The 21,058-nt window shown below is 66.3% G+C and carries 22 protein-coding genes and 1 pseudogene; 12 read left to right on the top strand and 11 right to left on the bottom strand.

The window, feature by feature from the left end; all coding sequences use genetic code 11:
• Positions 1-141: pseudogene (locus FJV80_RS35310) on the top strand (riboflavin deaminase); the annotation flags it as partial.
• A 12-nt stretch (positions 142-153) separates the two neighbouring features.
• Here FJV80_RS35310 and FJV80_RS27960 read toward each other — a convergent pair.
• On the bottom strand, positions 154-1,038 hold the full coding sequence (locus FJV80_RS27960) for an SDR family oxidoreductase (RefSeq protein ID WP_142877986.1): 885 nt from the start codon (positions 1,036-1,038) through the stop codon (positions 154-156).
• 78 nt (positions 1,039-1,116) lie between these two features.
• Between FJV80_RS27960 and FJV80_RS27955 the strand changes: the two genes are divergently transcribed.
• The gene (locus tag FJV80_RS27955) at positions 1,117-1,947 is read left to right on the top strand and encodes a helix-turn-helix transcriptional regulator (RefSeq protein ID WP_095793861.1); all 831 of its coding nucleotides are present in this window, start codon (positions 1,117-1,119) and stop codon (positions 1,945-1,947) included.
• Between the two features lie 29 nt (positions 1,948-1,976).
• On the opposite strand, the gene FJV80_RS27950 is transcribed toward FJV80_RS27955, so the two are convergent.
• Entirely contained in the window at positions 1,977-2,423 is a 447-nt protein-coding gene (locus tag FJV80_RS27950; RefSeq protein WP_142877985.1) for an SRPBCC domain-containing protein, read from the bottom strand.
• Between the two features lie 216 nt (positions 2,424-2,639).
• Between FJV80_RS27950 and FJV80_RS27945 the strand changes: the two genes are divergently transcribed.
• Positions 2,640-3,266: a class I SAM-dependent methyltransferase gene (locus FJV80_RS27945; RefSeq protein WP_142877984.1), complete on the top strand. Its 627-nt coding sequence runs from the start codon at positions 2,640-2,642 to the stop codon at positions 3,264-3,266.
• On the opposite strand, the gene arsK is transcribed toward FJV80_RS27945, so the two are convergent.
• The 8 genes from arsK to FJV80_RS27905 all read right to left on the bottom strand — a co-directional run bounded on the left by arsK (position 3,230) and on the right by FJV80_RS27905 (position 10,843).
• A complete protein-coding gene (gene arsK, locus FJV80_RS27940) occupies positions 3,230-4,525 on the bottom strand; it encodes an arsenite efflux MFS transporter ArsK (protein ID WP_142877983.1) in 1,296 nt (431 codons plus the stop codon). The genes FJV80_RS27945 and arsK overlap by 37 nt on opposite strands.
• A complete protein-coding gene (locus tag FJV80_RS27935) occupies positions 4,522-5,907 on the bottom strand; it encodes an NAD(P)-binding protein (RefSeq protein WP_142877982.1) in 1,386 nt (461 codons plus the stop codon). Before FJV80_RS27935 ends, arsK begins: the two co-directional genes overlap by 4 nt.
• Positions 5,908-5,950: 43 nt before the next feature.
• A complete protein-coding gene (locus FJV80_RS27930; RefSeq protein ID WP_095776054.1) occupies positions 5,951-6,271 on the bottom strand; it encodes a metalloregulator ArsR/SmtB family transcription factor in 321 nt (106 codons plus the stop codon).
• Between the two features lie 65 nt (positions 6,272-6,336).
• Positions 6,337-6,759 carry an arsenate reductase (glutaredoxin) gene (gene arsC / locus FJV80_RS27925; RefSeq protein ID WP_095776055.1) on the bottom strand — a complete coding sequence of 141 codons (423 nt, stop codon included), beginning with the start codon at positions 6,757-6,759 and terminating at the stop codon, positions 6,337-6,339.
• Positions 6,756-7,457 (bottom strand): MIP/aquaporin family protein, encoded by a 702-nt coding sequence (locus FJV80_RS27920; protein ID WP_142877981.1) that lies wholly within the window; start codon positions 7,455-7,457, stop codon positions 6,756-6,758. The genes arsC and FJV80_RS27920 overlap by 4 nt, the downstream gene beginning before the upstream one ends.
• 7 nt (positions 7,458-7,464) lie before the next feature.
• On the bottom strand, positions 7,465-7,797 hold the full coding sequence (locus tag FJV80_RS27915; RefSeq protein ID WP_095776057.1) for a helix-turn-helix transcriptional regulator: 333 nt from the start codon (positions 7,795-7,797) through the stop codon (positions 7,465-7,467).
• Positions 7,798-7,863: 66 nt separating this feature from the next.
• On the bottom strand, positions 7,864-9,777 hold the full coding sequence (locus FJV80_RS27910; protein ID WP_142877980.1) for a diguanylate cyclase: 1,914 nt from the start codon (positions 9,775-9,777) through the stop codon (positions 7,864-7,866).
• Positions 9,778-9,937: 160 nt separating this feature from the next.
• Positions 9,938-10,843, bottom strand: coding sequence for a LysR family transcriptional regulator (locus FJV80_RS27905; protein WP_142877979.1), 906 nt, complete (start codon positions 10,841-10,843; stop codon positions 9,938-9,940).
• Between the two features lie 93 nt (positions 10,844-10,936).
• On the opposite strand from FJV80_RS27905, the gene FJV80_RS27900 reads away from it, so the two are divergent.
• Positions 10,937-11,821, top strand: coding sequence for an aldo/keto reductase family oxidoreductase (locus FJV80_RS27900; protein WP_142877978.1), 885 nt, complete (start codon positions 10,937-10,939; stop codon positions 11,819-11,821).
• 25 nt (positions 11,822-11,846) lie between these two features.
• Here FJV80_RS27900 and FJV80_RS27895 read toward each other — a convergent pair whose 3' ends face one another.
• Positions 11,847-12,182, bottom strand: a complete 336-nt coding sequence (locus FJV80_RS27895) for a metalloregulator ArsR/SmtB family transcription factor (protein WP_095793869.1) — start codon at positions 12,180-12,182, stop codon at positions 11,847-11,849.
• Between the two features lie 212 nt (positions 12,183-12,394).
• On the opposite strand from FJV80_RS27895, the gene FJV80_RS27890 reads away from it, so the two are divergent.
• The 8 genes from FJV80_RS27890 to FJV80_RS27855 all read left to right on the top strand — a co-directional run bounded on the left by FJV80_RS27890 (position 12,395) and on the right by FJV80_RS27855 (position 20,968).
• A complete protein-coding gene (locus FJV80_RS27890; protein ID WP_142877977.1) occupies positions 12,395-13,702 on the top strand; it encodes an FAD/NAD(P)-binding oxidoreductase in 1,308 nt (435 codons plus the stop codon).
• Between the two features lie 113 nt (positions 13,703-13,815).
• Positions 13,816-14,016: a DUF2892 domain-containing protein gene (locus FJV80_RS27885; RefSeq protein WP_095776080.1), complete on the top strand. Its 201-nt coding sequence runs from the start codon at positions 13,816-13,818 to the stop codon at positions 14,014-14,016.
• A gap of 10 nt (positions 14,017-14,026) precedes the next feature.
• Positions 14,027-14,989, top strand: a complete 963-nt coding sequence (locus tag FJV80_RS27880) for an efflux RND transporter periplasmic adaptor subunit (RefSeq protein ID WP_142877976.1) — start codon at positions 14,027-14,029, stop codon at positions 14,987-14,989.
• Positions 14,986-18,183 carry an efflux RND transporter permease subunit gene (locus tag FJV80_RS27875; RefSeq protein WP_142877975.1) on the top strand — a complete coding sequence of 1,066 codons (3,198 nt, stop codon included), beginning with the start codon at positions 14,986-14,988 and terminating at the stop codon, positions 18,181-18,183. Before FJV80_RS27880 ends, FJV80_RS27875 begins: the two co-directional genes overlap by 4 nt.
• A 210-nt stretch (positions 18,184-18,393) precedes the next feature.
• The gene (locus tag FJV80_RS27870; protein WP_095789224.1) at positions 18,394-18,729 is read left to right on the top strand and encodes a metalloregulator ArsR/SmtB family transcription factor; all 336 of its coding nucleotides are present in this window, start codon (positions 18,394-18,396) and stop codon (positions 18,727-18,729) included.
• On the top strand, positions 18,726-19,220 hold the full coding sequence (locus FJV80_RS27865; protein WP_142877974.1) for an SRPBCC domain-containing protein: 495 nt from the start codon (positions 18,726-18,728) through the stop codon (positions 19,218-19,220). The genes FJV80_RS27870 and FJV80_RS27865 overlap by 4 nt, the downstream gene beginning before the upstream one ends.
• On the top strand, positions 19,210-20,034 hold the full coding sequence (locus tag FJV80_RS27860) for an alpha/beta hydrolase (protein ID WP_142877973.1): 825 nt from the start codon (positions 19,210-19,212) through the stop codon (positions 20,032-20,034). Before FJV80_RS27865 ends, FJV80_RS27860 begins: the two co-directional genes overlap by 11 nt.
• A 238-nt stretch (positions 20,035-20,272) precedes the next feature.
• Positions 20,273-20,968, top strand: coding sequence for a VIT family protein (locus FJV80_RS27855; RefSeq protein WP_142877972.1), 696 nt, complete (start codon positions 20,273-20,275; stop codon positions 20,966-20,968).
• Positions 20,969-21,058: the final 90 nt, after the last annotated feature.

Here is a 21,058-nt window from a genome sequence, read left to right as displayed (position 1 = left end):
TTCGATGCGCGGGCGCGAAACCAGGGTTTTGTCGAATTCGGCGAAAGCGGCCTCGCCGGCAAGATGCGGCTGTCGCTGAGAAGCTGCGAAACCCTGGCGCATGGGCTCATCCACTTGCGCTACGCCGTCAGCCCTGGCTGAGGCTGCAGCCCCTCAATACCGCATGGCATCCAGATCGGCGATCAGCGTCGGGCCGGTCGGATGCCAGCCGAGCCGTTCCTGGGTCAGCGCGCTGGAGGCTGGCAGGTCCATGGGGGCAAACATTCCCATCCAGCCGAAATGCTCCGCCGCCTTTTCCGGCGCGATCGAGACGACCGGCAATTTCAGGCCCCGGCCAAGCGCCTCGGCGATGGCGCGCACCTCGACGCCTTCCTCGCCGACCGCGTGATAGCGCGCACCCGGCTGGCGCTTTTCGACGGCAAGCCGGTAGAGCCGCGCGGCGTCGGAGAGATGCCCCGCCGAATAGCGGTTGCGGCCTTCGCCGACATAGGCCGAGACGCCCTTTTGGCGCGCGATCTCGATGAGCGGCGAGATCAGCCCCTGCTTGACCGGATTGTGGACCTGCGGCAGGCGCACGACCGACAAATTGATGCCGGCCTCCAGCAAGGCATTGCCGGCGAGTTCGGAGGCGATGCGCGGATTGGGGTGGCTGGCGTTGAAGACGTCCTCGACCGCCAGCTGGCCATGTCCGGGGCTGCCCATGCCGACGCCCGAGGTGATGACCAGCGGCCGGTCGGATCCGGCGAGCGCCTCGCCGAGCGCCGCGATGACTCGGGCGTCCTTTTCGCAATTCTCGGCAAAGCGCGAAAAATCATGGTCGAAGGCGGTGTGGATCACGGCATCCGCCTTCGCCGCGCCGCTGCGCAGGCTTGCCGGTTCCTCGAGGGTTCCGCGATGCACTTCGGCGCCCGCGGCCGCCAGCGCGTCGGCACCGGCATCGGAGCGGGTGACGCCGATCACCTGATGGCCGGCCTGGATGAGTTCGGGAACGAGCGCCGAGCCGATGAAGCCTGTGGCGCCGGTCAAAAAGATACGCATGCAAAATCTCCTGCACAGTTGCCCGCGCAGTATCTCCGGTCTATTATTCCATTAAAGTAGTGATCTTATCATGGTATAATGGCTAACAGGATGCCCACCCCCGGTTCGCTCGCTGCCTTCCTGAAAGACCGCCGCACCCGGCTCGATCCCGCTTCGTTCGGCTTCTCCGGGCGCCGGCGCACGCCGGGGCTGCGCCGCGAAGAGGTCGCCCAGCGCTCCAACATCAGCCCGACCTGGTACACATGGCTGGAGCAGGGCCGTGGCGGCGCGCCTTCGGCCGATGTGCTGAACCGTATCGCCAAGGGGCTGCTTTTGACCGAGGCGGAGCGCGAACATCTCTTCATGCTCGGGCTCGGCCGTCCGCCCGAGGTCCGCTACCGGGGCGACGAGGGCGTCAGCCCCCGGCTGCAGCGCCTCATCGACACGCTCGAGGCCAGCCCCGCTTTGGTCAAGACTGCCACCTGGGATGTCGTCGCCTGGAACCGCGCCGCCGAGATCGTGCTGACCGACTACGGCACCATCCCCGCCGGCCGGCGCAACATATTGCGCTTCATGTTCCTCACGCCCCACATCCGCGCCAAGCAGCATGATTGGGAAAACCTTGCCCGTTTCGTGGTCGGCGCGTTCCGGGCCGATGCGGCGCGCGCCGGCGCGGTCTCCGAGGTCACCCTCCTGGTGGACGAACTGTGCAGCGGCAGCGCCGAGTTCGCCACGCTGTGGCAGGAGAACGACGTGCTCGCCCATGGCGACGGGACAAAGCGCCTGAAGCATCCGGAACTGGGCGATATCGAGCTGGAATATTCGTCCTTCGCGGTCGATGGCCGGCCGGATTTGAACCTGACCGTCTACAACCCGGTCGACGGCAAGGTCGCCGACCGCATCCGCGCTTTGGCCAAGCGCCCGAGGTAACGACCGGCGCCGCTGCGATGGCGCCCTCTTCAACGCCGCTCGCACACCGCTTTCAAGATCTGCAAGGTCGGACCCCAGTAGAGATTGGCGTGCGGACGGATCGCCGGTTCGGCGAAGTCGCTGAGCGTCAGCGTCAGCAGTGTTCCCCCATTTGCCGGCGCCAGGGCGAAACTGACCAGCGTGTGGTTTTCCGGCACGTCCGCCAGGCGCGAGGCCGACAGCGTGCTCCAGTAGCTGTAGGCAAACAGCCGCTCCGGCTCGAACGCGCGGACGGTGCCACGGTTCTCGAACGCCATGCCATGCAGCAGCCCGCCTATCACGATCGCGCCACCGGCATGCCCCTCCAGGCTGACGGTCAGCTCCTCGTCGGACATCCATTGCGGGATCATTCCGGGCGTCGTCAGCACGCGCCAGACCCTGGCCGGTTCGGCGGCTATGGCGACGGCCTTGACGATCGGCGCGGAGGGATCGGTCATCCCTGCATTTACCGCGACTGCCGGGGGAAAGTGTAGCGCAATATCGGTTGCCACTTCCGCGCAATGTCAGCCGGCAGCAATCTGTGCCTTGGCGGGAACGGCGCCTGCCGGATCAATCCTTGCCGGTCTGAATAATCGTGCTTCCACAAATTGATCGCCGGCCGGCCATCGCGACTGATATGCTGGACGGTGTCACCAAAAGTGAGGGCCGGCCCGATGGAGAAAGAGGCATCGCAGTTGCACTGGAACGCAGCATATGAATCGAAGGGCGAGGACGGCGTCAGTTGGTTCCAAGATAATCCCGAGCCCTCGCTTTCGTTGATCAAAGAGATTGCCGAGCGCAGCTCTGCCATCGTTGACGTTGGCGGCGGCGCCTCTCGGCTGGTGGATAATCTTCAAGAACAACAGTTTGAGGACGTCACTGTCCTGGATCTGTCCGCTACGGCGATCGCGGCGGCTCGCGATCGGCTGGCTGGGACAGGCGGGCACATCGATTGGATTGTTGCCGACATTCGCACGTGGTCGCCGAGGCGACTTTACGATGTCTGGCATGACAGGGCTGCCTTCCATTTCATGGTCGACGAAGCCGATCGTGACGCTTACCTCGTCACACTCAGGCGGGCACTCGCACCCGATGGCTACGCGATTATCGCGACGTTCGCACTCGACGGGCCGGAGAAATGCAGCGGCCTGCCCGTTCAACGATACGACGCAAGCAAGCTCGCCCAAGTCCTTGGATCCGGCTTTGCACTTGTTCGCACACTCGACCATCTGCACCTGACGCCATGGGGCTCCTCTCAGTCCTTTCAGTTCAGCGTTTTCAGACGAGCACCTGACATGTAATCCGGCGCTGCCGTAAAACTGTCCGCGCCCGGCGCAGCCGCATTGGCCATGCCGCCCTTTTCACCCTTGCGCGACTGCCGGCTGATCAGCGCGACGGCGGCGAAGGCGGCGATGCCGAACAGGCCGACCACCACGTTCAGCCACAAGGCCGGGAAAACGCCGAGGCCCGATATCATCAGGGTCAGGCCGAACGGGGCGAAGGCGGAGCTGAACTGGCGCGCTGCCGTGATCCAGCCGACATAGGAGCCGTAGCGTTCCTGGCCGAACAATTCGAGCGGCAGCGTGCCGCCGACAATGCTCATCAGGCCCGAGCCGAAGCCGAAAAGCACGGCAAACAGCATGGCGCCGGAAACGGAGGGCGCCACCATGAGCAGCACCGCAAGACCGCCGGCCAGTGCGGCGGTCGCGCCGAGCGCCAGCGATGTCTGCGACAGGCCGCGGCCGAACAGCATGTTGACCAGCCGGCTCGCCACTTGCGACGGGCCGAACAGGCTGGCGACCAGCACCGAGGCGCCGCCGAGGCCGACCAAAGTGAGCAGCGGCACCATCTGCACGAGGATTGCCGAGAGCATGAAGCCCTCTATGGCAAAGCCGGCCAGCACCAGGACGAACAGGAGCGACCATCGCCGGCCGGGCGCTGACCCCGACAGGCTCGCCGTGACCGGGACGATCCTCTCCCGCGCCTTGCCGATACGGCTGGAAAGCCGGGCCAGCCACCAATGGATCGGCAGGCAGACAAAGGCGTTGAGCGCGGCAAACAGAGCGAGAACCTCGCGCCAGCCGAGGTGCTGGTGCAGCAGCGTCGTCAGCGGCCAGAACAGGGTCGAGGCGAAGCCGGCGATCAAGGTGAGATGGGTGATGCCGCGCCGCGCACCGCCGAGCTGTACGATGGCGACGAAGGCCGTGCTGTAGAGGACGAAGCAGGAGGCGAGTTCCATGGCCAGCACGCCTATGGCAAAGGCGGCGCGCCCCGGCGCCAACGCACACAACAGCAAGGCGCCCGCCGCCGCCAGCGAACCCGGCACCATCAGGCGCCCCGCCCCGACCCGGTCCGCCAGGCTGCCCGCGAACGGCGCCAGGATGGCGCTTGCCAACAGCGACACCGACAGCACGGCGAACACCCATTGCTGCGACCAGGCGAGTTCCGCCGCCACCGCCGGCGCCAGGATGCTGTAGCTGTAGTAGAGCGTGCCGTAGCCGACGATCTGAGTGGTGCCCAGCGCCCAGATGGCGGAGGCAGGAATCTTGGCGTCGCTCACTCGGCGGCTTCCATCTTGCCGGCGCAGCCGCAACCGCTTTTGCCGGCGGCCTTGGCGTCGGCATCCGCCACGCAGCAGGCATCGGTCGCCGCCGGCGCCGGTCCGCCGCAACAGCCCCGCGAAGCGCCGCCCGCCGGCACCGTGCAGACGCCGGTTTCGGGCAGTACCAGTTGCACCGCGTCGGCCGCCGTGATGTCGCCGGCGAGCGCCGCCGCGACCGAGCGCACCTGTTCGTAGCCGGTCAATAGCAGGAAGGTCGGCGCACGGCCATAGCTCTTGATGCCGACCGTGTAGAAGCCGGGCTCCGGATGGCTGAGTTCGCGGTGGCCGTGCGGCGGCACGTCGCCACAGGAATGCTCGTTGGGATCGATGAGCGGACCGAGCGCCTTGACGCCTTCCAGCCACGGATCGAGATCGAGCCTGAGCTCCCGGGTCAGCGACAGGTCCGGACGCTGACCGGTCGCGGCGATGATGCGGTCGACGGGGCCGAGTTGAGCCAGGCCATCCCCGCTTTGCCCCTCGACGATCAGCCTTCCGTCATGCTCGCGGATCGCAAGCGTGGCAAAGCCCGTCACCAGCTGGACGCGGCCGCTTTCGGCGAGGTCGCGGATATCGGCGCCGAGTTCGCCGCGCGCCGGCAACTGGTCGGCGTCGCCGCCGCCATAGATGCGCACGAGGTCGGTTCCGCGCACCGTCCAGATGAAGGCCGTGTCGGGCGCGGCATCCGCCAGCCTGGCCAGGTCGAGCAAGGCATTGGCCGCCGAGTGGCCAGAACCGGCGACCAGCGTAGTGCGGCCGGCATAGAGCGCGCGGTCGCGGCCAAGAATGTCGGGAATTCCATACGCGATACGGTCGGCAAACTCCGCTTCGCCCTCCGCCGCGATGCCGCCGGCACCGAGCGGGTTGGGCGTGCGCCATGTCCCCGAGGCGTCGATGACCGCGCGGGCGCTGTCGCGCCTTGTCCCATCGGCGGTTTCGACGACGAGCATGAAGGGCCGCGTCCCGCGCTCGCTGCCGCGCACCTTGTCGGCGCCCCAGCGCGATATGGCCACGACACGCGCCTTGGTCTCGATCGCCGGCGCCAGTTCCGGCAGGTTGGCGAGCGGCTCGAGATAGTGCGCGACGAGTTCATCGGCAGTGGGAAAGGCTTCCGCGTCCGGCCTCCGCCAGCCGTGGCCTTCGAGCAGCTTCCTGGCCGCCTCGTCGACGCAATAGCGCCAGGGGGTGAACACCCGCACATGGCCCCAATCCCGCAAATTGGCGGCGACACCATCGCCAGCTTCATAGACCTTTACCGGCAGGCCCCTGGCGATGAGATGAATGGCGGCGGCCAGGCCGACCGGACCGGCGCCGATGACGGCGATGGGCAGATCGTTTTGCATCAGTTTCTATCCTTCCGGTATTATCGAAATAACAGGCAAAAATTCAGGCAGCCGCGTCTTCCGCTGCCGGATTGCAGGCGGCATCGGCGCAGCATTCGTCGGCCAGGAAGCCGATGAGATCGTTCATCATGGGATAGTTGGCGCGACAGATCAGCGTCGTCGCCTGCCGCTCCTGGCTGACCAGCCCGGTCAGGATCAGGCGGTGCAGATGGTGCGACAGCGTCGAGGCGGCGATGCCGAGGCTCTCCTGCAGGAAGCCGACCGGCCGGCCCGCTTCGCCAGCCCGCACCAGGATACGATAGAGGTTCAGCCGCGTCGGATTGCCGAGCGCTTCCAGTTGCTTCGCTGCTTGTTCGAGTTTCATGGAAATAGCATGCGGCCGGCGACAGAAATCGTCAAGTCCTATTTCGAAGAATATCGAAATAGGCTTCAGACGACCCGCTTGCCGCTTGCGTCGACAACGACCTCGCCGTCCTCCTTGGTGAACGGGCCGATATCCGGATTGGGCAGGATATCGAGCACCTTTTCGGACGGCCGGGCCAGCACGACGCCGAGTGGTGTCACCACGATCGGCCGGTTGATCAGGATCGGATGCGCCAGCATGAAATCGAGGATCTCGTCGTCGCTCCATTTGGGATCGCCAAGGCCGAGTTCGGCATAGGGCGTGCCCTTCTCGCGCAGCAACTGGCGCGGCGTCATCGCCATCGCCTCGATCAGTTCGACGAGCCTTTCGCGCGACGGCGGCGCCTTCAGATATTCGATCACCCGCGGCTCCTCGCCGGACTGGCGGATGATCGCCAGCGTGTTGCGCGACGTGCCGCAGGCCGGGTTGTGATAGATGGTGATGGTCATTGCACGGCTTTCATCTCAGTGACGGTCTTGTCGGTGAAGGTCTTGGGTTCGGCCAACAGCCATCCGGCCAAGGCCAGCGCCAGCAGCGCGCCCGCCAGTTCCGCGGCAATGAAGGCCGGCACATCGGAGGGCCGGATGCCGGCAAACGTGTTGGAGAAGGCACGCGCAATGGCCACCGCCGGATTGGCGAAGGAGGTCGAGGCGGTGAACCAGTAGGCCGATGTGATGTAGAGCCCGACCAGCCAGGGGATGGCATCGCCCCGGAAGCGCAAGCCGGCAAGGATGGTGAAGACCAGGCCGAAACTCGCGACCAGTTCGGCCAGCCACTGCCCGTGCCCGCTGCGCACCGTCGCCGACACCTCGAGCAAGGGCAGGTCGAACATGGCATGCGCGACCAGCGTGCCGGCAAGGCCGCCGAGAATCTGGACCGTGATGTAGCCCAGCACGGCCAGCCAGCCGATGTCGCGCCGCAGCCCGAAAACCAGCGTCACGGCCGGATTGAAATGGGCGCCGGAGACCGGCCCCAGCGTGGTGATCAGCACCACCAGAATGGCGCCGGTGGGAATGGTGTTGCCGAGCAGGGAAAGTGCGACATCCCCGGTCAGCCGGCTGGCCATGATGCCCGAGCCGACCACCGTGGCAACCAGCATGGCGGTGCCCAGCGCTTCGGCTGCGAGGCGGCGTCGAAGGTCGGTCATGTCAAGCTCAACATTTGCAGGTCACGGCCTGGAGGATCGGCTGGCAAAGCTCCGGCGCGCCATTGCAGCAATCCTCCATCAGATAGGCGAGCAGATCGCGAAACCCGGTCATGTCGGCGGTATAGCGGATGCTGCGCCCGTCGCGCTCGGCACGCACCAGCCCGGCCTGGCCGAGGATCTTCAGATGCGCCGACATGGTGTTCTGCACCGCACCCAGCCGCGTCGCGATCTCGCCCGCCGGCACGCCCTCGGTCCCGGCCCGCACCAGCAGCCGGAACACCTCCAGTCTGGTTTCCTGGCCGAGCCCGGCGAGCGCCTGCAATGCTGTTGCCTTGTCCATCAATCCACATATCCAGATTTATGGATTAGTGGCAGTAGACCATGACAGTGGTGTGACGGCGATGGCTCACGCTTTGCGCCGGGAACCCGTCGTGCGTGGTTCGCTCAGATGCGGGCGCCAGCCATGCACGCGGTCGCGCCCGGCGGCCTTGGCGCCATAGAGGGCCTCGTCGGCGCGCCGCAGCAGATCGGCGATCCCGATCTCGGCACTCCCATCGAAAGTGGCGACCCCGATGCTGACGGTGACGATGCCCTTTTCGCTGCCGGCATGCGCAAGCCGGAGGTCGCGCACCTTGCCCCTAAGGGTCTCGGCGATGACGAAGGCGCCTCTGGCGTCGGTCTCGGGCAGGACGAGCGCGAACTCCTCGCCGCCATAACGGGCCGCGGCGTCGGCCGGCCGACGCGCCGTCGCCTCGATGCAGCGGCTGACGGCGCGCAGGCATTCGTCGCCCGCCGGGTGGCCATAATGGTCGTTGAACCGCTTGAACCAGTCGACATCGATGATGAGCAGGCTGAGGGGTATGGCGTTGCGCCTGCCGCGGGCGAATTCACGCGCCAGCGCATCGTCGAAGGCCCGCCGCGTCAGCAGTTCGGTCAGCCCGTCGCGATGCGCCAGGAGGTTCAGCTTCTCGTTGGCGGCCAGCAATTCCGCCTCGACCTGCTTGGCCTCGGTGATGTCGGAGAACACGCTCAGGCTGCCGCCATCGCCCGTCGGCCGGGTCCGCACGTCGAGCCAGCGCCCGTCGGCGAGCTGTATCTGGCGGTGGCTGGCATGCGTTTGCGTGACCATGATCTCGGCAATCCAGCCCTCGACGGCGTCGGGCGGCGTGATGCTTTCGCCGCGAGCGACCGAGGCACGCAATATATCGCGATAGTCGGTGCCGGGCACCCTGATGTCGGCCGTCTTCGGAAACATCGCGCGATACTGGGCGTTGCACAGAATGAGCTTTCCGGCGGGATCGAACATCACCAGGCCGTCGGCCATGTGCGTGAGCGCGTCTCCCAGCCTTGCCTGGCTTTCCGCCAGCTCGGTTTCCAGCCGCTTGCGTTCGGTGATATCGCGATTGTGCGTGATCAGGCCGATGACGGCTCCGGTCTTGTCGCGAAACGGCGCCTTCAGCGTTGCCAGCCAGCCATCTGTGCCGTCCTCATGGTGAAGATGCTGCTCGATGGTGGAGGCGACGCCGGACGCCAGGACGGCGAGCTCGTCCTCGCGGAATTCCCGCGCCGTTTCGCTGGGGTAAAAATCGAAATCCGTCTTGCCGATCAGCGCCTTCGCGTTGGCCGCGTGCATCAATTCGGCGGTCGCCGGATTGGCGGCGATGAAGCGTCCGTCGAGATCCTTGACATTGAGGCAGTCGGGCAAGGTCTCGACCACGGTCTTGAAGATGCGCCTCGACTGCAGCGCCTCGAGGCGACGCCGCTCCTGGTGGAGCGCCAGCCCCGACATCGCCACGGAGACAAAGATGAGCAGGCTGGAGGGAAACACCACCTGCGGCAGAACCGTCTGTACGACCGACCGCGGCAGGACGCTGAGGCCAAGCAGCGAGCCGGCCGCGGTCGCCGCGCCAAGGATCATGATGTCGCCCATGGTGGGCGCGCGGCCCCTGAGCGCAAGATTGCCGCCGACACCGACCAGCATGGTGGCCGCGATCCCGACCGCGCCGGCGAAGGCGCCGATGCCGCCCTCGAAGGTCCGGAAGGCACCGGCCATGACGCCGGCGACGATACCGGCGACAGGACCGCCGAAGAAGCCGGCAATGGCGATCATCGTCGCCCTGAGATCGACCAGCACGCCCGGCTGCAACTGCATGGGAGTCAGCATCAGGACGATGGCGCCGGCGCCCGTCAGCAGGCCGAAGGCCGCGGCCTTTACCGGGGCCGGCCTGCGATCCAGCCACACATGCGTGTGGATCCAGACCGAAACGAACATCGCAACGACCGCGAGATTGGCCAGCAATTCGGACCAGGGCGAACCCATTGCGCGCCTTTCCTGTCACCGGGCTTTCGCCGTATCGCCTCCTCGATAGTCCCTCAATGACAACAAAGTGTTACGTCAGGCATTTGACTCCCGGTCGAAGGAACCAGGCAAGCAGGGCCAACGGGCATGGCACATCCGGCGGCGCGATATCGGCTCGAAATCAGCCCCAGCGCATACCACCGACGAAGTCGATGAACGCCCTGAGCGGTGCCGGCGTCAGCCGCCGGCCGGGATAGTAGAGGAACGGGCCTGAGAATTCCTGCCACCAGGGCTTCAGCACCGGCTCCAGCCGGCCATCGTCGAAATAGGGGCGCAGCCAGTCCTCGAACAGCGAGACGATGCCGCCGCCGGCCACCGCCACCTCGAGCGCAAGCGCCATGGCCGTGCCGGTGCTGACCAGCAGCGGGCCGGTCGGCTCGACGCTCACCACCTCGCCGTCGCGTTCGAACTCCCAGGGCGGCGTCAGGCCGCTGGCGAAGCGGCCGCGCAGGCAGGCGTGACGGAGCAGGTCGCGCGGATGCTCGGGCCGGCCGTGCCGGTCGAGATAGGCCGGTGCGGCGGCGGCGGCGTAGTGCTGCCGGCGCGGGCCGATCGGCACGGCGATCATGTCCTGCTCCAGCCGCTCTTCATAGCGGATGCCGGCATCGCAGCCGCTCGCCAGTATGTCGACGAAACTGTCCTCGGCGGTCACTTCCACGCGAATGTCGGGATAGGCGGCGAGGAAAGGCGGCAACAGGCGCGGCAGCACCAGTTTCGCCGCGACGACAGGCACGTTGAGCCGCAGCGTGCCGGCGGGGCGGCCGCGAAAGCCGTTGACCACGTCGAGCGCCGCCTCGACTTCGCCGAGCGCCGGACCCAGTCGCTCGAGCAGGCGCGCGCCGGCCTCGGTGGGCGCGACGCTGCGCGTGGTGCGGTTGAGCAGCCGCACGCCGAGCCCGGTCTCCAGCCGCCGCACCGTCTCCGAGAGGCTGGAGGCGCTGACATTGCCCACCCGTGCCGCCTCGCGAAAACCGCCGGCGCGCGCCACCGCCATGAACGCTTGTAGGTCGCCGAGATCCGCTGCCATTGTTCGCCTTTTCGCACAGGTTGTGCCGATTGCACCATATTATCGCGCATGCGCGCTTTGTCTACATTGGGCCGATCCACAGGAGATGAGACCATGACCGACATCAGCAAGGCCGGAACCTTCAAACTCGGCGACCGCACCGTAAAGCGCCTCGGCTACGGCGCCATGCAACTGGCGGGACCCGGCGTCTTCGGCCCGCCCAAGGATCGCGACGCAGCCCTTGCCGTGCTGCGCGAGGCGATCGCCAGTGGCGTCGACCACATCGACACATCCGATTTCTATGGCCCGCACATCACCAACCAGATCATCCGCGAAGCGCTGCACCCCTACCCCGCCAACCTCACCATCGTCACCAAGGTCAGCGCCCGGCGCGGCGCCGATGCGTCCTGGCTTCCCGCAATGTCGCCCAAGGAGCTGACCGAGGCCGTGCACGATAATCTGCGCAATCTCGGGCTTGATGTGATCGAGGTCGTCAACCTGCGCTCCATGCATGGCATCCACGGCCCCGCCGAAGGATCGCTCGAGCCGCAGTTGAACACGCTCGCCGAATTGCAGCGCCAGGGCCTCATCCGCCATATCGGCATGAGCAACGTCACAGCGACCCAGATCGCCCAGGGGCGCGGCATCGCCGAGATCGTCTGCGTGCAGAACCAGTACAACATCGCGCACCGCGACGACGACGCGCTGATCGATGCGCTTGCCGCCGACGGCATAGCCTATGTGCCGTTCTTCCCGCTCGGCGGCTTCACGCCGCTGCAGTCGGACACGCTGGCCAATGTCGCCAGGAAACTCGGCGCGACACCGATGCAGGTGGCGCTCGCCTGGCTGTTGCGCCGCGCGCCCAACATCCTGCTCATCCCCGGCACCTCCTCGCTCAGTCATCTCCGCGAAAACCTGGCGGCGGCCGAACTCGACCTGCCGGCCGATGCGCTCAAAGTGCTGAACGGCATCGGCGGTGAAGCCGAGCAAGCGGCATAAGGCATTCCTGCTGTCGGCCGGCAGACTACCGGCTGCCGACCCTGGCGATCCGTGTCTGCGGATCGCAATAGATGCCGTAGAGCGTCTGCAGGATTCGCTCGACCTCCAGCGAAGCCAACCGGTAGTAGACCTGCTGGGCGTCGCGCCTCGTATCCACGAGCTTGAGCGCGCGCAACTTTGAAAGCTGCTGCGACAGCGCCGACTGGTTCATCGCAACCAGTTCGGCCAGTTCGTTCACGCTCGTCTCGCCGTCCAGCAGATGGCACAGGATCATCAGCCGTTTTTCATTTGCCATCGCGGCGAGCAGTTCGGACGCTTCGCGCGCCTGCTTGTCCAGGTCGGCTATTTTTATATTGCGCATATGAACACATTATCATATTAAGAGTTACGAATAATATTAGTCTGGCACGGCTGCCTGTCAAGTCGATGGATCGATGCCGATGCTTCGCACCGTCAAGGTCGCTTGATCAGCGTCAAGTCGCAGCCTGCCACAATGGCGCAAAATCAGCCAATCCCGCGCGGGATCAGCAGTGTTGGCGTTGCGCCAAAGCGACGCCGCAACGGAGGAAGAACATGGCGCATATAGTCGTCCTGGGTGCCGGGCTGGGAGGCACCATCATGGCCTACGAGCTTCGCGACGGACTGGCCGGGGAACACCAGGTTTCCGTCGTCAACAATGGCAGCCACTATTCATTCGTACCGTCCAACCCTTGGGTCGCCGTCGGCTGGCGCGACAGGCAAGCGGTGGAAATAGACCTTGCTCCGGTGCTGGCACGGCGCAAGATCGGTTTTCATCCGCAGGGAGCCAGGCGCGTCCACCCGGTCGAGCGCACGGTGGAACTCAAAGACGGCTCATCTGTCTCCTACGACTATCTGGTCATCGCCACCGGTCCCGAACTCGCTTTCGACGAGATCGAGGGCCTCGGGCCGGAGCACAACACCCAGTCAGTCTGCCACATCGATCACGCGCTCAAGGCCAGGACCGCCTTCGACGCGCTCGTCGCCAAGCCAGGCCCGGTCGTCATCGGCGCGGTCCAGGGCGCGTCCTGCTTCGGGCCGGCTTACGAATTCACCTTCATCCTCGACAAGGCGCTGCGCGACGCCTGGGTGCGCGACCGCGTGCCCATGACCTTCGTTACCTCCGAACCCTATATCGGCCATCTCGGCCTCGACGGCGTCGGCGACACCAAGGGCCTGATCGAGAGCGAGATGCGCCAGCATCACATCAAGTGGATCTGCAACGCCAAAGTCGACAAGGTCGAGCCCGGCAAGATGTTCATCCAGGAACTCGCCGACGACGGGTCGGTCCGGCAGGCGCATGAATTGCCGCACACCTATGCCATGATGCTGCCGGCCTTTCGCGGCGTGGCGGCGGTGCGCGGCATCGAGGGCCTGACCAATCCGCGCGGCTTCATCCTTGTCGACAAGCACCAGCGCAACCCGGCGTTCCCCGAAATATTCGCGGTCGGCGTCTGCGTCGCCATCCCGCCGATCGGCAAGACGCCGGTCCCCGTCGGCGTGCCCAAGACCGGCTTCATGATCGAATCCATGGTCACGGCGACGGCGCGCAACATCGGCCGACTGGTGGAGGGCAAGCAGCCTGACGCCCAGGGCACATGGAATGCGGTCTGCCTCGCCGATTTCGGCGATTCCGGCGTCGCCTTCGTGGCGCAGCCGCAGATCCCGCCGCGCAATGTCAACTGGTCGTCCTCCGGCAAATGGGTGCACACCGCCAAGGTCGGTTTCGAGAAGTATTTCCTGCACAAGATAAGGGCCGGCAAGTCCGAACCCTTCTATGAGCGCCTCGCATTGCAGGCGCTTGGGATCGATAAGCTCAAGCAGATCAAGGTCGAGGCATCGGCGGATGTGCCGGGAGCCTGACCGGCGCTAGCCGGCGGCGGGCGAGAGTTGCTGTCGCAAATTCGACGCCGCCTCTTGCGGTCGGTAGTTGTATTCTTATATTTAGATATCATCATATACAAATGGAGATGACAATGTCCCTCGACCGTTCCGTTCTCGCCTTCGCCGGCATCATGGTGCTGCTGTCCGTCGTGCTCACCGCCTTTGTCTCGCCGCTGTTCGTATGGCTGACGGTGTTCGTCGGCTTGAACATGCTGCAGTCGGCGTTCACCGGCTTCTGCCCCGCGGCGATGGTCTTCCGCAAGCTCGGCATCAAGCCGGGATGCGCGTTCTGAGGAAATCCGGATGCGCCTGCCTCTTTTGTTCGCCGCGCTGTTGGCGGCCTCTCCGACGCTTGCCGGCACGCTGACACTGGCGCCGACGACGGTGACCGAATGGAAAGCGGTCTATGGCCGTGTCGAGGCGCGCGACACCGTTCCGGCGCGCGCCCGTATCGGCGGCCTTGTTGTCGATCTGGCCGTCACGGAGGGCGAGCAGGTCAAGGCGGGGCAGAAGATCGCGACCGTCCAGGACGACAAGATCGCGTTTCAGGTCGCCGCTCTGGACGCCCAGCTTCGTGCTCTGCAGGCGCAGCTGGACACCGCGCAGTCCGAACTTGCCCGTGGCCAGACGCTGGTCGACAAGGGCGTCATGACCGCGCAGCGTCTCGATCAGCTGCGCACCGAAGTCGACGTCGCGCGCAACCAGCTTGCCGCGACCGAGGCGCAGCGATCGGTGATCGTGCAGCAGGGCGCCGAGGGCGATGTTTTTGCTCCCGGCGACGGCCGCGTGCTGACCGTGCCGGTGACGCGTGGCGCGGTCATCATGGCCGGTGAGGTTGTGGCCACCATTGGCGGCGGCGGGGTGTTCCTGCGGCTTGCCGTTCCGGAGCGTTACGCGGCGTCGCTGAGCGAGGGAGCCGCCATCCGTATCAATGCCGGCGGCAAGGAGGCTCCCGGCCGCCTCGCCAAGATCTATCCGCAGATCGACAATGGCCGCGTCATCGCCGACGTCGAGGTCGATGATCTCGACACCAATTTCATCGACGCCCGCGTCCTGGTCGAGCTGCCGGTCGCCGAGCGCTCCGCGCTGCTGGTGCCGGCTTCGGCCATCCAGATCCGTTCGGGGATCGATTTCGTGCGCGTCGCCGCAGGCGGCGGCAGTGTCGAGCGCGCGGTGGTAACAGGCGAGCGGTCCAGGCGCGCCGACGGCGACTATGTCGAGATCCTGACCGGTCTTGCGGCCGGCGACGTCGTGGTCACGCCATGAAAGGTCCCGCCTCGTTCGGCATTGCCGGCGCGCTGACGCGGGCCTTCATCGCGTCGCCGCTGACGCCGCTGTTCCTGGTCGCCGCCTTCGCCTTCGGGCTGGTGGCGCTGCTCACGCTGCCGCGCGAGGAGGAACCGCAGATCTCGGTGCCGATGGTCGACATCTTCGTGCGCGCCGACGGGCTGAAGGCCGACGACGCCGTCAAGCTGATCACCGAGCCGCTGGAGACGATCGTCAAGGGCATCGACGGCGTCGAGCATGTCTATTCGCAGACGCGAGACGACCAGGCGATGGTCACCGCCCGCTTCATCGTCGGCACCTCGTCGGACACTGCCGTGCTGCGCGTCCACGACAAGGTGCGCGCCAACATGGATCGCATTCCCGTCGGCGTGCCCGAGCCGCTGATCGTCGGCCGCGGCATCGACGACGTCGCCATAGTCACGCTGACGCTGTCGCCGAAGCCGCAGACAGCCGCGCGCATGACAGCCAACGACCTCACCCGCATCGCGCGCGAACTGCGCACCGAGATCGCCAAGATCGACAATGTCGGCCTGACCTATCTGGTCGGCGACACCGGTGAGATCATCCGCGTCAATCCGAACCCTGAAAAGCTCGCCCTTTACGGTGTCACCCTGCAGCAGCTCGCCGCCAAGGTGTCGGGCGCCAACGAGGCCTTTCCCGCCGGACGTGTGCGCGACAAGGGCGAGCAGATCGACATCGTCGCCGGCGAGACATTGGCCTCGCCAGACCAGATCGGCAACCTGCTCTTGACCTCGCGTGACAACCGCCCCGTCTATGTCCGCGACGTGGCCGGCGTCGCCTTCGCCGCCGACGCCGGTGATACGCTGGTGTCGACGGTCACCAGGGCCGGCGTTGGTGTCGAGCGCGTGCCGTCGGTCACGCTCGCCATCGCCAAGCGCGCGGGATCGAACGCGGTCGCCGTCGCCGACGCCATTCTGCACCGGGTCGCATTGCTCCAGGGCGGGCTGATATCAGGCGACATCTCGATCGACGTGACGCGCAATTACGGCGAGACCGCCAACGACAAGGCCAATGAGCTCCTCTACCATCTCGGCCTGGCGACGATCTCGATCATCGTGCTGGTCTGGGTCGCCATCGGCCGCCGCGAAGCGATGGTCGTGGCCGTCGTCATTCCGGTGACCATCCTGCTCACGCTGTTTGCCTCGCGCGTCATGGGCTACACGCTGAACCGCGTCTCGCTGTTCGCGCTGATCTTTTCCATAGGCATTCTCGTCGACGATGCCATCGTCGTGATCGAGAACATCTCCCGCCACTGGGCCATGGGCGGCGGCCGCGATCGCCGGCAGGCGGCAATCGAGGCGGTGGCGGAGGTCGGCAACCCGACCATCGTCGCCACCTTGACCGTGGTCGCCGCACTGCTGCCGATGCTGTTCGTCTCGGGAATGATGGGCCCCTATATGAGCCCGATTCCGGCCAATGCCTCGGCGGCGATGATCTTCTCCTTCTTCGTCGCGGTGATGGTGACGCCGTGGCTGATGCTCAGGCTTGCCGGGCGGGCGCCGGTGCATGCCCGTCAGGATCATGGCAATGGCGGCCCGCTCGGCCGCGCCTACACCGCCGTCGCCCGGCCGATCCTGGCCTCGAAGACGGCGAGCTGGGCCTTCCTGCTCGTCGTCGGCGTGCTGACCCTGGGCTCGCTCGCGCTGTTCTACACCGAGCATGTCACGGTCAAGCTCCTGCCCTTCGACAACAAGTCCGAACTGTCGGTGACCATCGACCTGCCGGAAGGGTCTTCCGTCGAAGCCACAGATGCGGTGGCGCAGGCCGTCGCCGCCAGGGTTCTCGAGTTGAAGGAGGTTCGATCGGTCCAGACACATGCCGCGACGGCGGCACCCTTCAACTTCAACGGCCTCGTCCGCCATGCCGTCCTGCGCACCGAGCCGCAGCAGGGCGACGTGGCGCTCAACCTGCTGCCGAAGGCGAACCGTGCCCGCTCCAGCCATGAGATCGCGCTCGACGTCCGCCAGCGCATCGCCACGATCCCCGTACCGCAAGGCACCAGCCTGAAGGTGGTCGAGCCGCCGCCCGGCCCGCCGGTGATGGCGACGCTGCTGGCCGAGATCTACGGACCCGACGGCGAGACCCGCCGCAAGGTCGCCGCCAGGATCGAAACGGCGTTCCGCTCCGTGCCTTTCATCGTCGACGTCGACAATTCCTGGGGACAGCCCGCACGCCGGCTGCGCGCCACGATTTCCACCGACGATGCGGAGTTCTTCCATGTCGAGGAAAGCGACGTCTTCGACACGCTTGCCATCCTCAATGGGGGCAGGACCGTCGGCTATTCGCATCGCGGCGGTGGCCGCCAGCCGATCCCGATCCGCATCGAGCGGCCGAAGGGCGAAAGGACGCTCGACGAGCGCTTCCTGACCACCTCCATTCCGGCCAATGTCCTGCCTGGCGACCGCGGCGTGGTCGAACTCGGCGATGTCGTGCGGGTGACGCCGGAGCGCGCTTCGTTCCCGGTGTTCAGGCACAACGGCCGCGCCGCCGAAATGGTGACGGCCGAGCTTGCCGGCAGCTTCGAGGCGCCGCTTTACGGCATGCTCGCCGTCAGCAAGGCCATCGACGCGCAGGACTGGACCGGACTGCAGAAGCCCGCAATCTCGCTGCATGGCCAGCCGGAGGATGAAAGCCGGCCGACGCTTTTGTGGGACGGCGAATGGGAAGTCACCTGGGTGACCTTCCGCGACATGGGGGCGGCCTTCGGCGTCGCGCTGCTCGGCATCTACATCCTCGTCGTCGCCCAGTTCGGCTCGTTCAAGGTTCCCCTGGTGATCCTGACGCCGATCCCGCTGACCTTCATCGGCATCCTCGGCGGGCACTGGCTGTTCGGGGCGCCGTTCACGGCGACCTCGATGATCGGCTTCATCGCGCTGGCCGGCATCATCGTGCGCAATTCGATCCTGCTGGTCGACTTCATCCGCCATGCGGCGTCGCCCGACAGACCGTTGAGCGAGGTGCTGATCGAGGCCGGCGCGATCAGATTCAAGCCGATCCTGCTTACGGCGCTTGCCGCCATGATCGGCGCGGCGGTGATCCTGACCGATCCGATCTTCCAGGGGCTGGCGATCTCGCTGCTGTTCGGCCTGGCCTCCTCGACGCTGCTGACGGTGCTGGTCATCCCCGCGATCTACCGGGTGCTTCGCACGTAAAAAGGCCGCCGCAGGGGAAAACCTGGCGGCGGCCGAACTGGAGTTGCCGGCCGACCCGCTCGACGTGCTGGACGACATTGCGGACGAAAGACGGGAGCCTGGGGTTTCAAGCTATATTTCCCCGAGCTCTCCCAGCCCCGTAAAGCGCGTTGACGGCTCAGGCAAAACCACATATAGAACCAACTAGTTCCAGAACTGATTGGTTCCGTAATGGCTCATCAAGTCTCGCTCGACGACACATTCGCCGCCCTCGCCGATCCCACGCGCCGGGCGATCCTGGCCCGGCTGCTCGACGGCGAAGCGTCGGTTGCCGAACTGGCGCAGCCTTTCGCGCTCACCGTGCGCGCGGTCTCCAAACATGTCGGCGTGCTGGAACAGGCCGGCCTCGTCACCCGCAGCCGGGCGGCGCAAAAGCATCTCAGCCGCATCGAACTCAAGCCGCTGCGCGACATCGACCGCTGGCTCGACGACTACAGAAAACTCTGGGAAGACCGCTTCGACCGGATGGAGGATCTGCTGCGGCACGGCGCGGACAGGCCGGAATGAGCGCGCCCGCGACCGCCGACCGCAGCTTTGCCATCGAGCGGATCTTCAACGCGCCGGTCGAACGCGTCTTCCGGCTGTGGACCGATCCGCTTCTGGTGGCGCAGTGGTGGGGCATCAGGGACTGCACCGTCCCCTTTTGCGTGCTCGACGTGCGCGTCGGCGGCCGCTGGCGCATCGACATGCTGACCGCGGGCGGCGCGCTCTACCGCAACCAGGGCAGCTATCTCGAAGTCGTCGAGAACGTCAGGCTGAGTTATTGCGACGATCCCGATCCTGAAATCCGTGAATGGGCCGGCAAGCCGCCGGGTCGGAGCCGCCACACGGTGAACTTCACGCCCGACGGCGCGCGCACCCATGTCCATTTCGAGGTGACGCTGGAGACTGCCGCCGACCGCGAACGCCTGCTGGCGCTCGGCATGCGCGGCGGCTGGATGCAGAGCTTCGACCGGCTGGAACAGCTGATAGGCAAGGGAGCCGACCATGCTGGCTGAGAACGCCAAACCGACCACGCAAGCCGTGCTGTCGCGGGATGGAACGCCGATCGCCTGTGAGCGGCGCGGCCAGGGCCATCCGCTCATCCTCGTCGACGGCGCGCTCTGCTCGCGCGCCATGGGTCCGAGCGGTCCGCTTGCCAAGGCGCTGGAAGGCGATTTCACCGTGTTTCGCTACGACCGCCGCGGCCGTGGCGACAGCGCCGACACCGCGCCCTACACGGTCGAGCGCGAGGTCGATGACATCGAGGCCGTGCTGCGGGCGGCAGGCGGTGAAGCCTATGTCTGGGGCATGTCTTCCGGCGCCATGCTGGCGCTGATGGCGGCAGCCCGCCTGCCCGGCATCGGGAGGCTTGCACTCTACGAAGCGCCGCTGATCGTCGACGACAGCCGCGCGACGACGCAAGGCGACTGGGCAGCGATCCGGCAAGCCATCGCCGACGACAGGCGCGGCGACGCCGTGAGCGCCTTCCTCAAATCGGTCGGCATGCCCGGCCTGCTGATCGCCGTCATGAAGCTGACGCCGATCTGGCGCAAGCTCAAGGCAGTGGCGCATACGCTGCCTTACGACGGCGCCATCGTCGCCGGCGACCAGCTCGGCAAGCCGCTGGACCGCGCCCGCTGGACCACGCTCGGCGTGCCGACATTGGTGACCGATGGCGGGAAAAGCCCGCCATGGATGCGCCATGGCAACAAGGCGTTGGCGCAGGCGCTGCCCAATGCCCGCCACCAGACGCTGGCAGGCCAGAACCACATGCTGAAACCCGCCGCGCATGCGCCGGTGCTGACGGCGTTCTTCAACGGGCGGCATTGAGCGCGCACGCCGGCCCGACGCGAACAACAGGGAATTTGACCATGCAGCTTCGGCATATACTCGCCATCGCTTTCACAATGGCGGCCTTACCCGCAACCAGCAGGGTGCTCGCGCATGTGAACGGGGCCAGCACGGCCCGGCTCTGACCTGGATCAAAACCGGATTCCTGAAAAGCGGCTAGAAACGCCTGAACAGCGCCCGCCCCGTGGGCGGCGAAGGCAAGATCAGGAGAAAGGCATTGAGCCGCCTGCATATCGAAAACCATCAGGTGTCGCGCATCGGCTGGCTGCGCGCCGCCGTCCTGGGGGCCAATGACGGCATCGTCTCGACCGCGAGCCTGATCGTCGGCGTGGCGTCGGCCGCCGCGCCGGCTTCGCAGGTTCTGGTCGCCGGCATAGCCGGCCTGGTGGCGGGCGCCATGTCGATGGCGGCCGGCGAATATGTCTCGGTCAGTTCCCAGTCGGACACCGAGAATGCCGACCTCGCCCGCGAACGCCAGGAGCTCGAGACCCAGCCCGAATTCGAGCGTGAGGAGTTGGCGCAGATGTACGTCAAGCGCGGCCTGGCGACGGACCTCGCCCGCCAGGTCGCCGACCAGCTCATGGCCAGGGATGCGCTGGCCGCGCATGCCCATGACGAACTCGGCATTTCGGACATGACCACGGCGCGGCCGATCCAGGCGGCGCTGACCTCGGCGACGACCTTCAGCGTGGGCGCGGCGATGCCGCTCATCATGGTGCTGGTGTCGCCGGGCTCGATGCTGGTGCTGGCGGTCTCTCTTGCGTCCCTGCTGTTCCTTGCCCTGCTGGGCGCCATCGGCGCCAAGGCGGGCGGCGCCAACATCCTTCGCGCAACGTTGCGCGTGACCTTCTGGGGCGCCTTCGCCATGGCGCTCACCGCCGGTATCGGCGCGCTGGTCGGCACCGCGGTGTAAGCGGCCGCCCACCTGCCCGGCCGCTTATGCCATCACCCGCCGACCGCGACCTGGATCCAGGACAAGGCCACCGCTTGCGATTGCCGCGCC

It is taken from the genome of Mesorhizobium sp. WSM4310, from assembly GCF_007003935.1.
Lineage (GTDB): Bacteria > Pseudomonadota > Alphaproteobacteria > Rhizobiales > Rhizobiaceae > Mesorhizobium.
The sequence above is the reverse complement of the archived record's forward strand: the minus strand, read 5'-3'. Positions and strand labels throughout refer to the sequence as shown.

Coding starts and splice junctions, on each gene's coding strand:
- FJV80_RS27890 (WP_142877977.1), top strand. CDS start 12,395: ATGGCGCATATAGTCGTCCTGGGTGCCGGGCTGGGAGGCACCATCATG.
- FJV80_RS27875 (WP_142877975.1), top strand. CDS start 14,986: ATGAAAGGTCCCGCCTCGTTCGGCATTGCCGGCGCGCTGACGCGGGCC.
- arsC (WP_095776055.1), bottom strand. CDS start 6,759: ATGACCATCACCATCTATCACAACCCGGCCTGCGGCACGTCGCGCAAC.
- FJV80_RS27955 (WP_095793861.1), top strand. CDS start 1,117: ATGGCTAACAGGATGCCCACCCCCGGTTCGCTCGCTGCCTTCCTGAAA.
- FJV80_RS27885 (WP_095776080.1), top strand. CDS start 13,816: ATGTCCCTCGACCGTTCCGTTCTCGCCTTCGCCGGCATCATGGTGCTG.
- FJV80_RS27960 (WP_142877986.1), bottom strand. CDS start 1,038: ATGCGTATCTTTTTGACCGGCGCCACAGGCTTCATCGGCTCGGCGCTC.
- FJV80_RS27950 (WP_142877985.1), bottom strand. CDS start 2,423: ATGACCGATCCCTCCGCGCCGATCGTCAAGGCCGTCGCCATAGCCGCC.
- FJV80_RS27900 (WP_142877978.1), top strand. CDS start 10,937: ATGACCGACATCAGCAAGGCCGGAACCTTCAAACTCGGCGACCGCACC.
- FJV80_RS27945 (WP_142877984.1), top strand. CDS start 2,640: ATGGAGAAAGAGGCATCGCAGTTGCACTGGAACGCAGCATATGAATCG.
- FJV80_RS27870 (WP_095789224.1), top strand. CDS start 18,394: ATGGCTCATCAAGTCTCGCTCGACGACACATTCGCCGCCCTCGCCGAT.
- FJV80_RS27865 (WP_142877974.1), top strand. CDS start 18,726: ATGAGCGCGCCCGCGACCGCCGACCGCAGCTTTGCCATCGAGCGGATC.
- FJV80_RS27880 (WP_142877976.1), top strand. CDS start 14,027: ATGCGCCTGCCTCTTTTGTTCGCCGCGCTGTTGGCGGCCTCTCCGACG.
- FJV80_RS27910 (WP_142877980.1), bottom strand. CDS start 9,777: ATGGGTTCGCCCTGGTCCGAATTGCTGGCCAATCTCGCGGTCGTTGCG.
- FJV80_RS27915 (WP_095776057.1), bottom strand. CDS start 7,797: ATGGACAAGGCAACAGCATTGCAGGCGCTCGCCGGGCTCGGCCAGGAA.
- FJV80_RS27860 (WP_142877973.1), top strand. CDS start 19,210: ATGCTGGCTGAGAACGCCAAACCGACCACGCAAGCCGTGCTGTCGCGG.
- FJV80_RS27905 (WP_142877979.1), bottom strand. CDS start 10,843: ATGGCAGCGGATCTCGGCGACCTACAAGCGTTCATGGCGGTGGCGCGC.
- FJV80_RS27895 (WP_095793869.1), bottom strand. CDS start 12,182: ATGCGCAATATAAAAATAGCCGACCTGGACAAGCAGGCGCGCGAAGCG.
- FJV80_RS27930 (WP_095776054.1), bottom strand. CDS start 6,271: ATGAAACTCGAACAAGCAGCGAAGCAACTGGAAGCGCTCGGCAATCCG.
- FJV80_RS27920 (WP_142877981.1), bottom strand. CDS start 7,457: ATGACCGACCTTCGACGCCGCCTCGCAGCCGAAGCGCTGGGCACCGCC.
- FJV80_RS27935 (WP_142877982.1), bottom strand. CDS start 5,907: ATGCAAAACGATCTGCCCATCGCCGTCATCGGCGCCGGTCCGGTCGGC.